We start from the raw sequence: 17006 nt of genomic DNA on the forward strand, positions 1-17006 counted from the left end.
GACCGGTCGGTCCGTTGTGTTACTCAGGTCACGTCGGTGCCGGCAATGGTGGTGGCGGGATGCACTGCGATCAGGCCGAGTCCGGCCCGGCGGGCGCAGAGCTTCGCCAGTTCCGCGTAGGCGGCCTTGCCCAGCAGTTCGGTGAGTTCGGGCGCATACGACTGCCACACCGCCTTCACGCCCACGTGGGCGTCCGGGGAGCCGGAGCAGTACCAGTCGAGGTCGGTTCCACCCTCACCCCAGCCCCGTCGGTCGTATTCGGTGATCGTCGTCTTGAGGATCTGCTCGCCGTCCGGCCGCTCGACCCATTCCTGGGTGCGCCGGATCGGCAGCTGCCAGCACACGTCAGGCTTCACCTCGAGCGGTTCGATACCGCGTTCGAGTGCCATCGAGTGCAGTGCGCAGCCCACGCCGCCCTCGAAACCCGGTCGATTGAGAAAGATGCAGGCACCTTTGTAGCGCCGTGTGCGCAACGCCGGTTCGTCCTCGAGATCGTCCTCCTCGAGGTAGCCCTTCTTGCCGAGACCCTTCTCCATGAACTGCCAGTCCGCGGATGTGAGCATCTTCACTGAATTGTTCAGTTTCTCCAGATCCTCGTCGTCGGAGAGGAAGGCGCCGTGTGAACAACAGCCGTCGTCCGGGCGGTCGCCGAGGATGCCCTGGCAGGCCGGCGTGCCGAACACGCAGGTCCAATGGGAGAGCAACCACGTCATGTCGGCGGCGATGAGGTGCTCGGCGTTGTCGGGGTCGAGGAATTCGACCCATTCGCGAGCGAAGTCGAGAGGAACTTCCGGGCTGGGTGCCATCTTGTGGGAGCGCCCTGCTTTACCTGCGGTCACAAAGCCCGACCGTAGACCCAGTACCGTGTGAATGTGCGACTAGGGGTACTCGACGTCGGAAGCAATACCGTCCATCTGCTCGTAGTGGACGCCCACAGGGGTGGCCACCCCACACCGATGAGCTCGACCAAGTCGACTCTGCGGTTGGCGGAGAACATCGACGATCGAGGTGACATCACCTCCCAGGGCGCAGATCGACTGGTGGCGGCTGTGGGCGACTTCGCCTCCATCGCGAAGACGTCGGGGTGCGGCGAACTGATGGCGTTCGCCACCTCGGCCGTGCGCGACGCCAACAACTCGGACGCAGTCCTGGCCCGAGTGTATGCCGAGACCGGTGTCAATCTCGAGGTGCTTTCCGGTGTCGACGAGGCGCGTCTGACGTTCCTTGCGGTCCGCCGCTGGTTCGGGTGGAGCGCCGGACGAATCCTGAACCTCGATATCGGAGGCGGTTCTCTCGAGCTGACGGCAGGCGGCGACGAAGACCCCGATGTCGCGTTCTCGTTGCAGCTCGGTGCCGGCCGCCTCACCCGGGATTGGCTCGGGGCCGATCCGCCCGGCAAGCGACGGGTGGCCGTGTTGCGGGACTGGCTCGACGCCGAGCTCGCCACCCCGGCCAAGGAACTGCGCGCCGCAGGCGAATGGGACCGCGCCGTGGGCACCTCGAAGACCTTCCGGTCCTTGGCCCGCCTCACCGGCGCCGCTCCGTCCGGCGCCGGGCCACGCGTGCGACGGACTCTCACCGCGGCAGGTCTCAGACAACTCATAGCTTTCATTTCGCGAATGACGACAGCAGACCGTGCAGAATTGGAGGGGGTCAGCTCCGACAGGGCACAGCAGATCGTTGCCGGAGCGCTCGTTGCGGAGGCCAGCATGAGAGCTCTGGGTGTGGAGGTACTGGAAATCTGCCCCTGGGCTCTGCGTGAGGGACTTATCCTTCGCAAGCTCGATACGGAAATGGGCGGTGAATTGATGGTGGGTGCGCGATGAGCGAGGACAGTCAGCAGATTTCGGTTTCGGAACTGCTCAAACGCAATGGCCAGCAGGTGGAATCCCGCGGTGGTCGCCGCCGGCGTGGTGTCACGGGCGGAATCTCGGTGGCCGAACTCACCGGCGAGATCCCGGTGTTCCGGGATGCGTCCCAGTCGCACACTGCCGATGCGGATCGTGAACCCGAACCGACTTCCGCGCCCGAACCGACTCCGGCGTCCGAACCGACTCCGGCGTCCGAACCCAAGAAGGTTCAGGGCCGCGCGGCGTCCCGCAGATCCGTGCCCGCCGACGAGCACACTGCCGCATTCAGGGCTCCCTTCGACGATGACGACGACGAACCCATCGCCAGTCGTCCTTCGGGCCGTCGACGCGCCCCGACGGCCGGCGGAACGTCACGCGATCAGCAGGGCGCCTGGGTCACTCGCGCCGTCGCCGAGGAGAAGCCCGCACCCCAGGCGGCACCGACCGTAGCCGCGCCGGCACCGACCGTAGCCGCGCCGGCTGCGACGGTTGCCGCGCCGCGCGTGAAGCCTGCCCCGAGACCCTTCGCCCCGGCGGGGTCGTCGGCGAGCCCCGAGCCGAAGCGGAATGGGGCCGCGAACAAGGACGCCGCGAAGAAGACTCCGGAGACGAAGGCTCCCGACAGGAAGCCCGAACCTCGGGTGGAGCCCCAGTTGCTGTCCGGATCGACGCTCGCGGGCGACCTGATGCGTCAGTCCCGCGACAGGAAGGCTGCGAACGCAGCAGAGGAAACCGACCTCATCGAGGCTGCCGCCGACGAACCCGGCACCGAGGAGCATACGGAGACGGGGGAGGCCGGGCAGGCCGGGAAACCCCGGCGTTCTCGCAGGGAGACGAAGGCCGAAGCGGAGAAGGCGGCCGGCAGCGAAGGCTCGCCCGACGATTCGGTCCGTGAATGGGCTGTCCTCGCCGGCCAGGGTGTCGTGGCCGTCATCGCGGGTGCGCTGCTGTTCAAGGGTTTCGAGAAGCTGTGGGACGTGTTCCCGTGGGTGGCGCTGATTCTGGCGGTGCTCGTCATCGTGGGCCTCGTGGCGATGGTCCGGATTCTGCGCCGCACCGACGACATCACGAGTTTCGTGATCGCGGTCGTGGTCGGAATGATCGTCACGCTCGGGCCGCTCGCGTTCATGCTTGCGTCGGGCTGACGTCATGACCGGGGACAGTGGGCAGTCCGGATTCGGCCGGCCGCGTGCACGGAAGGTGCTCGTGGGCCTCTCGACGGCCTCCGTGTATCCGGAGAACACGGAGGCCGCGTTCCGGTATGCGGCCGATCTGGGGTACGACGGTGTCGAACTGATGGTCTGGGCTGAATCGGTCAGCCAGGATCTCGGCGCCGTGGCTGCTCTGGTCCGCAAGTACGCGATTCCGGTGCAGGCGATTCACGCGCCGTGCCTGCTGATCTCCCAGCGGGTCTGGGGCGCCGACCCGGCGGCGAAACTCGAACGTACGGTCCGTGCCGCCGAGACGCTCGGTGCCACCAGCGTGGTGGTGCATCCGCCGTTCCGGTGGCAACGTCGGTACGCGGACAGCTTCTCGGACCAGGTGGCCGAACTCGAGGAGCGCAGCGACGTGATCGTGGCGGTGGAGAACATGTTTCCCATGCGCGCGGACGGATTCTTCGGTAGCCGGGAGAAGTCGGCCGAGCGACTGCGCAGGCGCGGTGGTCCGGGACGTGCGCTGTCCGCGTTCAGCCCGTCCTACGACCCCACCGATTCGGGACACGCCCACTACACGCTCGACCTCTCGCACACCGCGACCGCGGGTATGGACGCGATGAAGCTCGCCGGGCGAATGGGGTCCGGACTGGCGCATCTTCATCTTGCGGACGGCAGGGGTGCCTCCATGGACGAACATCTCATCCCGGGTCATGGGGCGCAGCCGTGCGCCGAACTGTGCCGGCACCTTCTCGATACCGGCTTCGGCGGACAGGCCGTGATCGAGATCAACACCCAGAATGCGCGAACCCGGCGTGAGCGGTCGTCGATGCTGGTTCAGGCCCTGTCCTTCGCGCGGGAACATCTCGAGCCGCGGCAGGCGGCTTCCGGCACCGGTCGCGGCCACTCCGGTGGCGATCACGACGACGCCTGAGGTCCTACCCGGCACCGGCTGAGGTCCCCGTTCGCGAAAGATTTCCTCCTGCGGTAGAGTCGCACACGTTTGGATAGCTGCGATATCCAATAAGTGCGATATCCGAAACCGAGCATGCTGTGCCGGAAGGGTGAGGAGGAACCATGCGCGTGTCCGAACTGGTGGCGCGTTCCGGCGTTCCCCTGGCGACAGTGAAGTACTACCTGCGCGAAGGCCTTCTCATGCCGGGCGAGGCCACGAGTGCCACTCAGGCGCGCTACGGCGAGGAACATGTTCGCCGGCTCGGCCTGATCAAGGCGCTGGCGAGCGCTGGACTGCCCATTCCGCGCATCAGGGAGATCCTCCGGCTCGTCGACGACCCGCAGGGCCCGTTGTTCGAGGTGCTCGGCAAGGCGATCGCCCAGCTACCGCCATACCTCGAGCCGGTCGAGGGCGAAGACTATCCCCGCGCCCGGGCCGTCCTCGAGCGACTCGGGCAGGTGTACGACCCGCGGTACGCCGCGGTCGGGCAACTCGAACGTGCCCTCGAAGCACTCGAGGAAGCAGGGATCCCGATGACCGACCAACGACTCGACGCCTACGGCCGTCACATCCGCGGCCTGGCCGAGATCGATATCGGGCTCATGCCCACCGCCCCCGCCGAGGACGTCATCCGCTACGCGGTGCTGGGCACGGCGATCTATGAACCGGTGATCGCCGCCATGCGACGCCTCGCGCACCAGGACCTCGCCGCGCAGAAGTTTCTCCACTCCACCGATGGGCAGGATCAGCAGTGAGCTCAACCCCGTTTCACGACCTCAATGTCCTCACGCCCATCGGGGAGGGGTCCTACCTGGCGTCCATCGATCCGATCTGGACGATCGGCCCGAAGGTGCACGGCGGTTCCATGATGTCGCTGTGTGCGGCCGCGGCTCGCCGGAGCCTTCTCGACCGGCCGGGCGGGATCGATCTCGTCCACGTGCAGCCGCTTGCGGTAGGGGCCAACTATCTGGCCGCCCCCGACCCCGGCGAGGTGATTCTCTCCACGACCGTGCGCAAGCAGGGCAAGCAGGTGTCCTTCGTCGACGTGGAACTGAGCCAGGGCGAGCGGGTCGCGGTCCACGCAGCCGTCACCCTCGGTGTTCCCGACGCGGGGGAGCCGCTCTACAGCGGGGATCACGCGCTCGCGGGGCTTCCCGTTGAACCACCCGCCGATGCCGTGATCCTGACGCCCGACCATCCGATGGGACAGATCGTTCACGTGGCACAGGGATGCGACATGCGCGTCGACGGGACGTCCGCGCACTTCCTGACCGGTAATCAGGGTGAACCCGAGGTGCGCATGTGGGTGCGACCACGGGAGGGCGACGAAAGCGACCCCGACACCGCCGCGCTGTTCGCGATCATGACCGGTGACATCAGCGCCCCCGTAACGATGAACCGGGGCATGTTCGGCTGGGCGCCGACGGTGCAACTCACCACCTACCTTCGCAAGCAGCCTGCGGCGGGGTGGCTACGGGTGATGGCGAGCAGTACCGTGCTCGGCGGTGCGTGGTTCGAGGAGGATCACACGGTGCTCGACTCCACCGGGTCGGTCGTGGTCCAGAGCCGGCAGCTGGCGATGATCCCCCGCTAGAAACCGTACGAGCAGCGGCGTGGCAGGCTGTTCGACATGACGAGAATTGCAGTAATCGGAGGCGGCAAGATCGGCGAGGCCCTTATCTCGGGGCTTCTGCAGGCGGGTCACGCCGTCAAAGATCTCGTGGTCGCCGAGCAGTACCCGGAGCGTGCGGACGAACTGGCCGCCGAGTACTCGGTGCGCGTCACCACCACCGCCGATGCCGCCGAGGGTGCCGACGTCATCGTGATCGCCGTCAAGCCGAGTGACGTCGAAGTGGCCGTCACCGAGGTGGCCAAGGCGGACCTGGACGGTGAGCGCGAACAACTTGTCGTGTCGCTGGCAGCGGGCATTCCGACCACGTTCTACGAGGCGAGGCTGCCCGCGGGATTCCCCGTGGTACGGGTCATGTCCAACACGCCGATGCTCGTCGGCGAGGGGGTGAGCGTGTTGGCACCCGGACGGCACGTCAAGAAGGATCACCTCGATCTGGTTCGCGGTATCCTGTCGTCGGTGGGCAAGGTGGTGACGGTCCGCGAATCGCAGATCGACGCGGTCACGGCGGTCTCGGGCTCGGGTCCGGCCTATTTCTTCCTGGTTGCCGAGGCGATGATCGATGCCGGTGTCGGGCTGGGACTCACCCGGGCCACGGCATCCGAGCTGGTGGTCCAGACGATGGTGGGTTCGGCGGCGATGCTGGATCGCTCCGGAGAGAGCGCAACCGAGTTGCGCGCTGCCGTCACATCCCCGGGCGGAACCACCGCATCGGCCGTCCGTCACCTGGAGAAGAACGGTCTCCGATCGGCATTCTTCGACGCTCTCGAAGCCGCGAAACTCCGCTCGTCCGAGCTCGGCGCGGCCCCCGAATGATATTCGATTGATATTCAATTCCCCACACCCGTCGCAGTAACCCCATCCGCCCCGCTAAGCTCGGAGTAGCACGTGCGTGTCTGTTCCGCCGGAGGGGAAGCCGGCGGCGCGAGACGTGCCGGAGGTAAGTGGTTGATGACGTCTGCAAAGAAGCCGTCGAAGGGCTCAGCCCCAGACGGACAACCGGCTTTGGCCGGAACGCAATTTCTCACCGTCGCCGAGGTAGCGGCGCTGATGAGAGTGTCCAAGATGACTGTGTATCGGTTGGTGCACAGCGGCGAACTCCCTGCTGTTCGAGTGGGCCGTTCGTTCAGAGTGCACGCGAAAGCGGTGCACGACTACCTCGAGACCTCGTACTTCGACGCCGGTTGACCGATCGGCGCGAAGAGGGCGACCTCGGTTTCTCCCGAGCAGACCCGCACCGGTACGATTAGCGACTGTCGTACCAGCCAGCTGGTGTCGTAAGGCGCTGAGCTAGTTAGATCGAGGCCAGGCGCCACTAGGGCGCAGGCGTACGTGACCGGCGTGCGCAGGAACGCTAGAGAAGAACGTGAGGAACACCCGCTATGGGTTCAGTGATCAAGAAGCGACGGAAGCGCATGTCGAAGAAGAAGCACCGCAAGTTGCTTCGCCGCACACGAGTGCAGCGTAGGAAACTCGGCAAGTAGCCAGTCGCACACGAATGCCCGTCACCTTCCGGTGGCGGGCTTTCGTCGTGTCCGGGGGGGCCGTTCGGGCGACGCGAAGATGGACGCACGACCAGTTGGTGCAGTGGGCAGCGGCATCGTCTGCCTGCACGTATGGTGGACGTCACTCGCTACGTGATCGGGGGTTCTGGTGGTTGTGAGTGACAACGGCAGTGCTACGCGAAGTGCCGTTCCTCGTGTTGTGCTGGTCACTGGGGCGAGCAAGTTCCTCGGTGGTTATCTGGTGACGAGACTCGCCCAGAATCCCGATATCGAACGAATCATCGCAGTGGATGCGGTGTCGCCCAGCAAGGACATGTTGCGCCGGATGGGCCGCGCCGAATTCGTGCGCGCCGACATTCGGAACCCCTTGATCGGCAAGGCTGTTCGCAACGCCGAAGTCGACACGGTTGTCCACGCCGCCACGCTTTCCCGGCCGCCCAAATCGGGGAGCCGGGCGGCGATGAAAGACATGAACGTCATCGGCGCGATGCAGCTGTTCGCGGTGTGCCAGAAGGCCCCGAGCGTCCGGAAGGTAGTGCTGCAGTCGGCGTCGGTGGTCTACGGCAGCAGCGCCAAGGATCCGGCGAAGTTCACCGAGGAGATGAGTGCTAGGCGGCGGCCCGCCGGCGCGTACGCCCGGGACAGCATCGAGGTGGAAGGGTATGTGCGCGGCATGGGCCGCCGTCGCCCCGACATCGCCGTCTCGATTCTCCGGCTGGCGCCGATGGTCGGGCCGCGGATCAGCGCGAGTATGGCCCAGTACCTGACATCCCCGGTGGTGCCCACCATCCTCGGGCGCGACGCACGTCTGCAGGTACTCCACGAGGAAGACGCGCTGGCGGCGCTGGAACGAGCAACGGTGTCGGGTCCGGCGGGAACATTCAATGTGGCCGGCGACGGTGTCGTCATGATGTCGCAGGCCATCCGCCGGTCCGGGTGCATCGAGGCGCCGATGCCGTTCGGGCTGTTCCGCAGCGTCGGCCGCGCCCTGATGGGCTCGGCCATGCGTTCGTTCACGACCGAACAGCTCGAGTACTTCCGGTTCGGATGCGGGCTCGACACCACCCGGATGCGCACCGAGCTGCTGTTCGAGCCCCGGTGGACGACGATGCAGGCCCTCGACGACTTCGCGCGGGCCGCCGGAGTCAGACCGATCATCAAGAGTGAATGGGTGGACGCGGCGGAGAATATGTTGCTCGCTCTGACCGGCACGGCGAAAGGGGAGAGGTGAACGAAGTGGCCAAGGTCATTCCGTTGCGCGGCACGGGCGCCACGCGCGGGACCGCGCCCGGACGGTGGAAAAGTCAATACAGCCGCGAGCAGAGCGAGAGCCGACATCCGTCCGCCATGCCCCCGCCTCCGGTCGTCATCCCGCCCGAGCCGCCCGCGGAGCCGTCGTCGGTCGACGTCGTACGGCAGGCCGTCGCTGATCAGATCGTGAGCACCGCCGAATTCCTGCGCAAGCGGCTGTCGGGCGACTATCAGGTCGACGACTTCGGATACGACCCGCACTTCGCGGAGAACGTGTGGCTCCCGATTCTGAGGCCGCTGTTCGACAAGTGGTTCCGTGTCGAGGTCAGCGGGATCGAGAACATCCCCGCCACCGGCGGAGCACTGGTGGTCGCCAACCATGCCGGTGTCATACCGATCGATGCTCTGATGACCTCGGTCGCCGTCCACGACCACCACCCCCGGCATCGGCCGCTGCGGATGCTGGCCGCGGACCTGGCGTTCGAACTGCCCGTCGTCGGCGGGATCGCACGCAAGGCCGGGCATACTCTCGCCTGCCACCCGGATGCCATCCGGCTATTGCAGGAGGGGCAGGTGGCCGCCGTGTTCCCGGAGGGTTACAAGGGCATCGGTAAACCGTTCAGTGAGCGCTACAAGTTGCAGCGCTTCGGTCGCGGAGGTTTCGTGTCGGCCGCGATGCGCACCGGAGCGCCGATCATTCCGTGCTCGATCGTCGGCTCCGAGGAGATCTATCCGAAGATCGGCGACCTCGGCACCCTGGCCCGACTGCTCGGCATGCCCTATTTTCCGGTGACTCCGCTGTTCCCGCACCTCGGCCCACTCGGACTCGTTCCTCTGCCGTCCAAGTGGTACATCGAGTTCGGCAAGCCCATCGTCACCGACACGTTCGACGCGTCGGCTGCCGACGATCCGATGGAGTTGTTCGAGGTCACCGACCACGTCCGCGAGACTATTCAGCAGACGCTGTACCGGCTGCTCGCGAGGCGACGCAACGTGTTCCTGGGCTGAGTGTTCCTGGGCTGAGCCTCGGCTCAGCCCACGGGGTGTTCGCGGCGGCGTGCGACGACCGCGGCCAGTGCACCCCCCGCGGCACCGAAGAGCAGTGCCGTGGGAACGCCGATCTTCGCGGCTTTGCGGCCGGTGCGGAAGTCGCGGATCTCCCAGCCCCGGTTCTTCGCGACCTCACGGAGATCGGTGTCGGGATTGATCGCGACGGCGGTCCCCACGAGCGAGAGCATCGGGACGTCGTTGTGGCTGTCCGAGTACGCCGCGCAGCGCTTGAGGTTGAGGCCCTCCCGGACGGCCAGGGCCCGCACTGCGTGGGCCTTGCCCAGGCCGTGGAGGATGTCTCCGACGAGGCGTCCGGTGAACACGCCGTCCTCGCTCTCGGCCACCGTGCCGAGTGCCCCCGTCAGACCGAGTTTCTTGGCGATGACCTGGGCCAGCTCTACCGGGGTCGCGGTGACGAGCCATACCTGCTGTCCGGCGTCGAGGTGCATCTGCGCGAGCGCGCGGGTGCCGGGCCAGATCTTGTCGGCGATCACTTCGTCGTAGATTTCCTCGCCCAGCCGTGCCAGTTCCGCCGTGGACCGTCCGGCAACGAACGAGAGCGCCTTCTCCCGGCCGGAGGCGACGTCGTCGCTGTTCTCCTTACCGGTGACGCGGAATTTGATCTGCTTCCAGGCGAAGTCGACGAGGTCGGAGGACTTGAGGTACTTCCGTGCGGCGAGTCCGCGGGCGAAATGGATGATCGACGCCCCCTGCACCATGGTGTTGTCGACATCGAAGAAGGCGGCGGCGGTGAGGTCGAGCGGAACGTTGTGTTCCTCGGCTTCGGGGGCGGCCTCGTGGAGTGCGAGGGCAGCGTCGGCGCTGGCCTCACCCGCAACGTTTGCACGTACCTCGGCTTCGCTGGGACCCAGTGGATTCCTGAACTGGCGGCGGCCGGGAAGGATGATCCCTGCCAGACCCGAGCCGAATCCCGAGCCGAATCCCGAGCCGTTCGGTAGTGATCGTGCAGGCACTCGCACCTCCCGTATCGCAGAAGCCTCTGGGAGCAGCCTATCCTCCGGATCGGACACCGGATGGTCGGATGGCGGCGAGGTGCACCGGTGTGACGTTCATCTCCGGAGTGATTCGCCGCTTCCGCCTCGGAATCGGCACAGGACGGCATCGGCGACGAGCGAAGGGATGACCTGGGCAATGAGTATGGGCGGACATGAGGTGACGCTGCTCACGCGTGCCGGGTGTGGTGCGTGCGCACCGGCACGTGAGCGGCTGCTGGCCGTGTGCGAGGAGTTCGGGCTGGAACTGACGTGCGTAGACGTCGACGAAGCTGCTGCGACGGACCCTGACTTGCGGGCCGAATACGGGGACAGATTGCCCGTCGTCCTCCTCGACGGACGTGAGCACAGCTACTGGGACGTCGACGAAGAGCGGCTCCGCGCGGATTTATGCAAGTAAGGGCATCCTAAAATTGCATGGCGCGGATGCTGTGCAGGTCGGAGCGCATGCCACGCAGTCGCAGCGACTTTGTGCATGGGTTCACAAGCGGTTACCGTGGTGTGAACAATTTCCCGGAGCATCGTCAAGAGCGGCGTCCCACGCCGGTCGGACCAGGAGCCTACGACGTGACCGAACAGCCCCAGACGCGCGGGTCCGTGACCCCTGCCGTCACAGGTGCTGTCGGGCGTTCTGCTATGCAGTCACAGACCCCCGACGCCGGGGAAGGCGCGTCCGCGGCTTCCGGATCGCGGGATATCCCCCAGGCTACGGTGACGCGGTTGGCCACGTACCTGCGGGTCCTCGGAGTGCTGGCCGAGCGCGGCACGATCATCGTCTCGAGCGAGGAACTCGCCGCTGCGTCCGGGGTCGGATCCGCCAAACTCCGCAAAGACCTCTCCTTCCTCGGGCCCAACGGCGTGCGTGGCGTCGGTTACGACGTGACCCGGCTGCGTGCGCGCATCGAGCGGGCCCTCGGCCTCGACCGGGGACACAGGGTTGTCCTCGTCGGTGTCGGGAACCTCGGCCAGGCGCTCGCTGGATACAGCGGATTCGGGCGTCGCGGATTCTCGATGGTGGGTCTGTTCGACGCCGATCGCACGCGGGTCGGTTCCCGGGTGGGTGACCTGACCGTCCGGCACGTCGACGAACTCGAACACGCCTGCGCCGAACTCGAGGCCACCATCGGAGTCATCTCGACACCCGACGATGCCGCGCAGGAAGTATGCGATCGGCTCGTCGGCGCCGGACTGAACTGCATCCTCAGCTTCTCGTCGGCCTCTCTCGACGTGCCCGGCCATGTCGAGATGCGTCGTGTCGACCTCGCTGTCGAAATGCAGGTTCTCTCCTTCAACAGCGCTCGCAACACGCAGTCGACTGGTAGTAGTACCGAGTCGGCCGGAACCACGGATTCGTCTCCCCGTGTCCGCATCGGACACACTGCTGTCTCGCCCACCGCACCAAGAAACGGATCAGTGATTGCGCCGTGAGTGTTCTGCTTGTCGGGATCTCGCATCGAACAGCCCCCGTGCCGGTTCTCGAGCGTGTGGCGGTCACCGAAACCGACCGACCGAAGCTGACGGACAAGCTTCTGTCCTCCGCGCACATCTCGGAGGCCATGATCGTCTCCACCTGCAACCGGGTGGAGATCTATGCGGTTGTCGACGCGTTCCACGGTGCGCTCACCGAGGTCGGCGAACTTTTGGCAGACCACTCCGGGCTCGGTCTGACCGACCTGCACCGGCACGCCTATGTGCGATACAGCGAAGCCGCCGCCGAGCACCTGTTCGCGGTGGCCAGCGGTCTCGATTCGATGGTGATCGGTGAGCAGCAGATCCTCGGCCAGATCCGGGCCGCATACGCGTCCTCGGACGCGCAGCAGGCGGCCGGCCGCACGCTCCACGAACTTGCGCAGCAGGCGCTTCGGGTCGGTAAGCGGGTGCACTCGGAAACGGGAATCGACTCGGCCGGTGCCTCTGTCGTGTCCGTCGCTCTCGACCGGGCCGCGGGAATCATCGGCGCCGGTGGTCTCGTCGGGCGCACCGCGGTGGTCGTGGGTGCCGGTTCGATGGGCGGACTTTCCGTCGCGCATCTGACGAGGGGCGGTATCGACCGCATCATCTTGGTGAACCGCACTCTGGAGCGCGCCGAGCATCTCGCCGACACAGCCCGTTCCGGAGGTGTCGAGGCGCACGCTTTCGAGCTCGACGGCCTCCCCGGTGCCATGGCGCAGGCCGATGTGCTGGTCACCTGTACCGGCGCGGTCGGTGCCGTCGTCACCCTCGCGGACACACACCGCGCACTGGCCCAGCCCGACCGCGCCCCCGACCGCCCGCTCGTCATCTGCGACCTCGGTCTGCCTCGCGACGTCGAACCCGCCGTCGCGGGACTGCCGGGCGTCACCGTTCTGGACATGGAGTCGCTGCAGCGCGACCCCGCCGCGGGTGCCGCCGCTTCCGACGCAGACGCGGCCAAGGCCATCGTGGCGAGCGAGCTGGCCACGTATCTCACCGGTCAGCGTCTCGCGGAGGTCACTCCCACCGTCACCGCGCTGCGCCAGCGCGCCGCCGACGTGGTCGAAGCCGAACTGCTGCGCCTGGATTCGCGGTTGCCGAGCCTCGCCGACCCGGAGCGTGACGAGGTGGCACGGACCGTCCGGCGTGTGGTGGACAAGCTTCTCCACGCGCCCACCGTAAGGGTGAAGCAATTGGCCTCCGCCCCCGGCGGCGATTCCTACGCCGCCGCGCTGCGCGAGCTGTTCGAACTCAGCCCCGGTTCGGTGGAAGCCGTTGCCCAGCCCACCGACCTCACCGCCATCGACATCAGTGACGCATTCATCGCCGGCCAGGATCCGCGCATCCGCCGTTTCGTCACCGACGACAACCAAGGGAAGGAACCGCAGGCATGAGGGCCGTAGGTACCCGCACCCTGCGGATCGGAACCCGTGGCAGCGAACTCGCCACCACCCAGGCCGGGACGGTGCGCGACGCGCTGATCTCCGCAGGCCACGACGCCGAACTCGTCATCATCAAGACCAAGGGCGACCAGTCCATGGAGTCGGTGCAGAAGATCGGCGTGGGGGTGTTCACCGCCGAGCTGCGGGAGGCCCTCGTCGATGGCCGGGTCGACGTGGCGGTGCACTCGTACAAGGATCTCCCCACGGCCCGAGACGAACGTTTCACCATCGCCGCGATCCCTCCGCGCGAAGACCCCAGGGATGCCCTGGTGGCCCGTGACGGTCTTGTTCTCGGGGAACTGCCCCCCGGCTCGAAGGTCGGTACCTCCGCGCCGCGCCGCGCGTCCCAGCTGCGTGCGCTCGGTCTCGGACTGGAGATCGTGCCGCTGCGCGGCAACCTGCAACGCCGTCTCGGTAAGGTGGAGTCCGGTGAGCTCGATGCCGTCGTCCTGGCCCGGGCAGGCCTGTCCCGCATCGGACGGACCGATCTGATCACCGAGTCGATCGAGCCCGTGCAGATGCTGCCCGCGCCCGCACAGGGTGCGCTGGCCGTCGAATGCCTATCGGGGAACACCGCGCTCGTCGAGACCCTGGCAGAGCTCGACGATCCGAACACGAGAGCAGCCGTCACCGCCGAACGCGCCCTGCTCGCCGAACTGGAGGCGGGCTGCACGGCACCTGTCGGTGCGATCGCCGAAGTCGTCGAGTCGCTCGACGACGACGGCCGGGTGTTCGACGAACTGTCCGTCCGAGGCTGCGCCGCGGCCATCGACGGTTCCGATGTCATCCGCACCGGGGCGGTGGGCTCCCCGGACGATGCCGAAGCTCTCGGTCGTTCCGTGGCGCGAGAACTCCTCGAACTCGGCGCCCGCGGGCTGATGAACGTCACCGAGGCCGGTGATGCCGATGTTTGACGTGCGAAGGCCGACCCCATGGCCAGTCCGCCACCTGTACCTGTCACCACCCCTGATCGCACTGGAGAATTACCGATGAGCCGAGTCCGTAAGAACACCCCCGGACGGATCCTGTTCGTGGGATCGGGACCGGGCGACCCGGCCCTGCTCACCGTGCACGCACGAGACGTGCTCGCCTCGGCGACACTGGCGTTCACCGACCCCGACGTCGACAAGGGCGTGACGGCGCTGGTGGGCACCAGCCTGGGCGACGACCCGGAGACCGGTGAGCCGCTCGCCGAGGTCCGTCCCGCGCTGGGCGAGCCCGCCGAGGTCGCGAAAACCCTTGTGCACGAAGCGAAGAACGGCCACGACGTTGTGCGGCTGGTCTCCGGTGACCCGCTGACCACCGACTCGGTGATCGCAGAGGTCACTGCCGTCGCCCGCACCCAGGTCCACTTCGAGGTGCTGCCCGGCCTGCCCGCCGCGTCGGCAGTCCCGTCGTACGCCGGCATGGCACTGGGATCGGAACATACCGAGGCCGACGTCCGCGGTGAGGTCGACTGGGCCGCTCTCGCAGCCGCCCCGGGCCCCCTGGTGCTGCACGCCACCTCGGGCCATCTGGCCGAGACGGCGAGCGCGCTCGTCGAGCACGGTCTGGCGCCGCAGACGCCGGCAGCTATCACCGTTCGGGGCACCACCCGTCAGCAGCGGACCGTCGAGGCCACTCTCGCGACTCTCAACGACGCAGGCTCCGAACTGGTCGGCTCGCTCATCGTGACGATAGGCAAGGTGGTCTCCCAGCGCAGCAAGATGTCCTGGTGGGAGTCGCGCGCACTGTACGGCTGGAAGGTTCTGGTGCCGCGCACCAAGGACCAGGCGGGGGAGATGAGCGATCGTCTCGTCACCCACGGCGCCATCCCCATCGAGGTGCCCACCATCGCTGTCGAGCCGCCGCGTAGCCCGGCTCAGATGGAGCGCTCCGTCAAGGGACTCGTCGATGGCCGCTACCAGTGGGTGGTCTTCACCTCCACCAACGCGGTGCGTGCCGTGTGGGAGAAGTTCGAGGAGTTCGGGCTCGACGCCCGGGCGTTCTCCGGCGTCAAGATCGCCTGCATCGGTCAGGCCACCGCGGACAAGGTGCGCTCGTTCGGCATCAACCCCGAGCTGGTGCCCACCGGTGAACAGTCCAGCGAAGGCCTGCTCGCCGAGTTCGCTCCGTACGACGACGTCTTCGACCCGGTCAACCGGGTGCTGCTGCCGCGGGCCGACATCGCTACCGAGACCCTTGCGGAGGGCCTGCGCGAACGTGGCTGGGAGATCGACGACGTGACCGCCTACCGCACCGTCCGGGCAGCGCCGCCGCCGGCCGAGACCCGCGAGATGATCAAGACCGGTGGATTCGACGCCGTCTGCTTCACCTCGTCCTCGACGGTCCGCAACCTCGTCGGTATCGCCGGGAAGCCGCACGCGCGGACCCTGGTGGCCTGCATCGGTCCCAAGACCGCCGAGACCGCGGTCGAGTTCGGGCTCCGTGTCGACGTGCAGCCTGAGACAGCCCAGGTGGGCCCGCTGGTGGAGGCTCTCGCCGAGCACGCCGCGCGTCTGCGTGCCGAGGGCGCACTGCCCCCGCCGCGCAAGAAGTCTCGCGCCCGCCGCTGAGCGCTGTCGACCCGACGAAGGAGAGCGCAACAGTGTTTCCGACCCATCGACCGCGACGGCTTCGTCGAACGCCTGCCCTGCGCAGGCTGGTTGCCGAGACTTCGCTCGAGCCACGGCATCTCGTGCTGCCGATGTTCGTTGCGGACGGCATCGACGAGCCGCGGGAGATCTCGTCGATGCCCGGCGTCTTCCAGCACACCCTCGATTCGTTGCGGCGCACCGCAGACGAGGCCGTGGAGGCAGGGGTCGGCGGACTGATGTTGTTCGGCGTGCCTCGTCCCGACGACAAGGACGTCGAGGGTTCGGGTGCCACCGATCCCGAGGGCATACTGAACGTCGGATTGCGTTTACTGGCAGACGAACTGGGTGACGCTACCGTGATCATGGCCGATACCTGCCTGGACGAGTTCACCTCTCACGGTCACTGCGGAGTGCTCGACGACACCGGTGCGGTGGACAACGATCGCACGCTGAAGCGGTACGTGGAGATGGCGGTGGCGCAGGCCGACGCGGGCGCGCACCTGCTCGGTCCGAGCGGAATGATGGACGGTCAGGTGGCGGCGATTCGCCGTGCACTGGACGATGCCGGGCACACGGATGTCGGACAGCTGGCGTATTCGGCGAAGTACGCGTCCGCGTTCTACGGCCCCTTCCGGGAGGCTGTCGGTTCGTCTCTGCAGGGCGATCGGCGCACCTACCAACAGGATTCGGCGAACCGGCGGGAATCTCTGCGGGAAGTGGATCTGGACCTCGACGAAGGTGCCGACGTCGTGATGGTGAAGCCTGCGATGTCGTATCTCGACGTCCTACGTGAGGTGGCCGACCGGTCACCGGTGCCGGTCGCGGCGTACCAGATCTCGGGCGAGTACTCGATGATCACCGCTGCCGCGCAGAACGGCTGGATCGACCGTGACGCCGCGATCCTCGAATCCTTGACGAGTATCCGGCGGGCGGGCGCGGACATCGTGCTGACCTACTGGGCCGCCGAAGTGGCGGGATGGCTGTGACCGAGCAGTGGCCACCGTCCCCGCCGGACCAGGCGCCCGGTCATCAGCAATACGGTCATCAGCAGGACGGTGCGCCGCAGTACGGCTACCCACCGCAGCCCGCACCCGAGCCCGAGCGGCCGGTCCCGGTCGATGTCGGGAC

Annotated in this window: 18 protein-coding genes; 16 read left to right on the plus strand and 2 right to left on the minus strand. The window is 67.1% G+C overall.

What is annotated here, in order from left to right; all coding sequences use genetic code 11:
• Positions 1 to 23 precede the first annotated feature (23 nt).
• On the minus strand, positions 24 to 806 hold the full coding sequence (locus WAW17_RS33290; RefSeq protein ID WP_422337106.1) for a hypothetical protein: 783 nt from the start codon (positions 804 to 806) through the stop codon (positions 24 to 26).
• Between the two features lie 66 nt (positions 807 to 872).
• On the opposite strand from WAW17_RS33290, the gene WAW17_RS33295 reads away from it, so the two are divergent.
• The 10 genes from WAW17_RS33295 (at position 873) to WAW17_RS33340 (ending at position 9353) form a co-directional block, all read left to right on the plus strand.
• Complete coding sequence (locus WAW17_RS33295) at positions 873 to 1826, plus strand: hypothetical protein (RefSeq protein WP_422337087.1); 954 nt, start codon at positions 873 to 875, stop codon at positions 1824 to 1826.
• Positions 1823 to 2995, plus strand: a complete 1173-nt coding sequence (locus WAW17_RS33300) for a hypothetical protein (protein WP_422337088.1) — start codon at positions 1823 to 1825, stop codon at positions 2993 to 2995. Before WAW17_RS33295 ends, WAW17_RS33300 begins: the two co-directional genes overlap by 4 nt.
• Before the next feature lie 4 nt (positions 2996 to 2999).
• The gene (locus tag WAW17_RS33305; RefSeq protein WP_422337089.1) at positions 3000 to 3938 is read left to right on the plus strand and encodes a sugar phosphate isomerase/epimerase family protein; all 939 of its coding nucleotides are present in this window, start codon (positions 3000 to 3002) and stop codon (positions 3936 to 3938) included.
• Between the two features lie 143 nt (positions 3939 to 4081).
• Positions 4082 to 4714: a MerR family transcriptional regulator gene (locus WAW17_RS33310; RefSeq protein WP_422337090.1), complete on the plus strand. Its 633-nt coding sequence runs from the start codon at positions 4082 to 4084 to the stop codon at positions 4712 to 4714.
• Positions 4711 to 5553, plus strand: coding sequence for a thioesterase family protein (locus WAW17_RS33315; protein WP_422337091.1), 843 nt, complete (start codon positions 4711 to 4713; stop codon positions 5551 to 5553). Before WAW17_RS33310 ends, WAW17_RS33315 begins: the two co-directional genes overlap by 4 nt.
• Positions 5554 to 5589: 36 nt before the next feature.
• Positions 5590 to 6405, plus strand: a complete 816-nt coding sequence (proC, locus tag WAW17_RS33320) for a pyrroline-5-carboxylate reductase (protein WP_422337092.1) — start codon at positions 5590 to 5592, stop codon at positions 6403 to 6405.
• 135 nt (positions 6406 to 6540) lie between these two features.
• Positions 6541 to 6777 (plus strand): helix-turn-helix domain-containing protein, encoded by a 237-nt coding sequence (locus tag WAW17_RS33325; protein WP_422337093.1) that lies wholly within the window; start codon positions 6541 to 6543, stop codon positions 6775 to 6777.
• A 194-nt stretch (positions 6778 to 6971) separates the two neighbouring features.
• Positions 6972 to 7073 carry a 30S ribosomal protein bS22 gene (locus WAW17_RS33330; protein WP_003402602.1) on the plus strand — a complete coding sequence of 34 codons (102 nt, stop codon included), beginning with the start codon at positions 6972 to 6974 and terminating at the stop codon, positions 7071 to 7073.
• 220 nt (positions 7074 to 7293) lie between these two features.
• Entirely contained in the window at positions 7294 to 8325 is a 1032-nt protein-coding gene (locus WAW17_RS33335) for an NAD-dependent epimerase/dehydratase family protein (protein WP_422337094.1), read from the plus strand.
• Positions 8322 to 9353 (plus strand): lysophospholipid acyltransferase family protein, encoded by a 1032-nt coding sequence (locus tag WAW17_RS33340; protein ID WP_422337095.1) that lies wholly within the window; start codon positions 8322 to 8324, stop codon positions 9351 to 9353. Before WAW17_RS33335 ends, WAW17_RS33340 begins: the two co-directional genes overlap by 4 nt.
• A gap of 23 nt (positions 9354 to 9376) precedes the next feature.
• Here WAW17_RS33340 and WAW17_RS33345 read toward each other — a convergent pair whose 3' ends face one another.
• The gene (locus WAW17_RS33345; protein ID WP_422337096.1) at positions 9377 to 10369 is read right to left on the minus strand and encodes an HAD family hydrolase; all 993 of its coding nucleotides are present in this window, start codon (positions 10367 to 10369) and stop codon (positions 9377 to 9379) included.
• A gap of 178 nt (positions 10370 to 10547) precedes the next feature.
• Here WAW17_RS33345 and WAW17_RS33350 point away from each other — a divergent pair, with 178 nt between their 5' ends.
• From WAW17_RS33350 to hemB, 6 genes are all read left to right on the plus strand, one after another.
• Complete coding sequence (locus tag WAW17_RS33350; protein WP_422337107.1) at positions 10548 to 10808, plus strand: glutaredoxin family protein; 261 nt, start codon at positions 10548 to 10550, stop codon at positions 10806 to 10808.
• 47 nt (positions 10809 to 10855) lie between these two features.
• Positions 10856 to 11836 (plus strand): redox-sensing transcriptional repressor Rex, encoded by a 981-nt coding sequence (locus WAW17_RS33355; RefSeq protein WP_422337097.1) that lies wholly within the window; start codon positions 10856 to 10858, stop codon positions 11834 to 11836.
• The gene (locus WAW17_RS33360) at positions 11833 to 13254 is read left to right on the plus strand and encodes a glutamyl-tRNA reductase (RefSeq protein ID WP_422337098.1); all 1422 of its coding nucleotides are present in this window, start codon (positions 11833 to 11835) and stop codon (positions 13252 to 13254) included. Before WAW17_RS33355 ends, WAW17_RS33360 begins: the two co-directional genes overlap by 4 nt.
• Positions 13251 to 14216 (plus strand): hydroxymethylbilane synthase, encoded by a 966-nt coding sequence (gene hemC / locus WAW17_RS33365; protein ID WP_422337099.1) that lies wholly within the window; start codon positions 13251 to 13253, stop codon positions 14214 to 14216. Before WAW17_RS33360 ends, hemC begins: the two co-directional genes overlap by 4 nt.
• A 75-nt stretch (positions 14217 to 14291) precedes the next feature.
• Entirely contained in the window at positions 14292 to 15857 is a 1566-nt protein-coding gene (locus WAW17_RS33370; protein ID WP_422337100.1) for a uroporphyrinogen-III synthase, read from the plus strand.
• A 32-nt stretch (positions 15858 to 15889) separates the two neighbouring features.
• Entirely contained in the window at positions 15890 to 16864 is a 975-nt protein-coding gene (hemB, locus tag WAW17_RS33375) for a porphobilinogen synthase (RefSeq protein WP_422337101.1), read from the plus strand.
• Positions 16865 to 17006 lie beyond the last annotated feature (142 nt).

Source organism: Rhodococcus sp. (in: high G+C Gram-positive bacteria) (genome assembly GCF_049286785.1).
In the GTDB taxonomy this organism is placed as follows: domain Bacteria; phylum Actinomycetota; class Actinomycetes; order Mycobacteriales; family Mycobacteriaceae; genus Rhodococcus_F.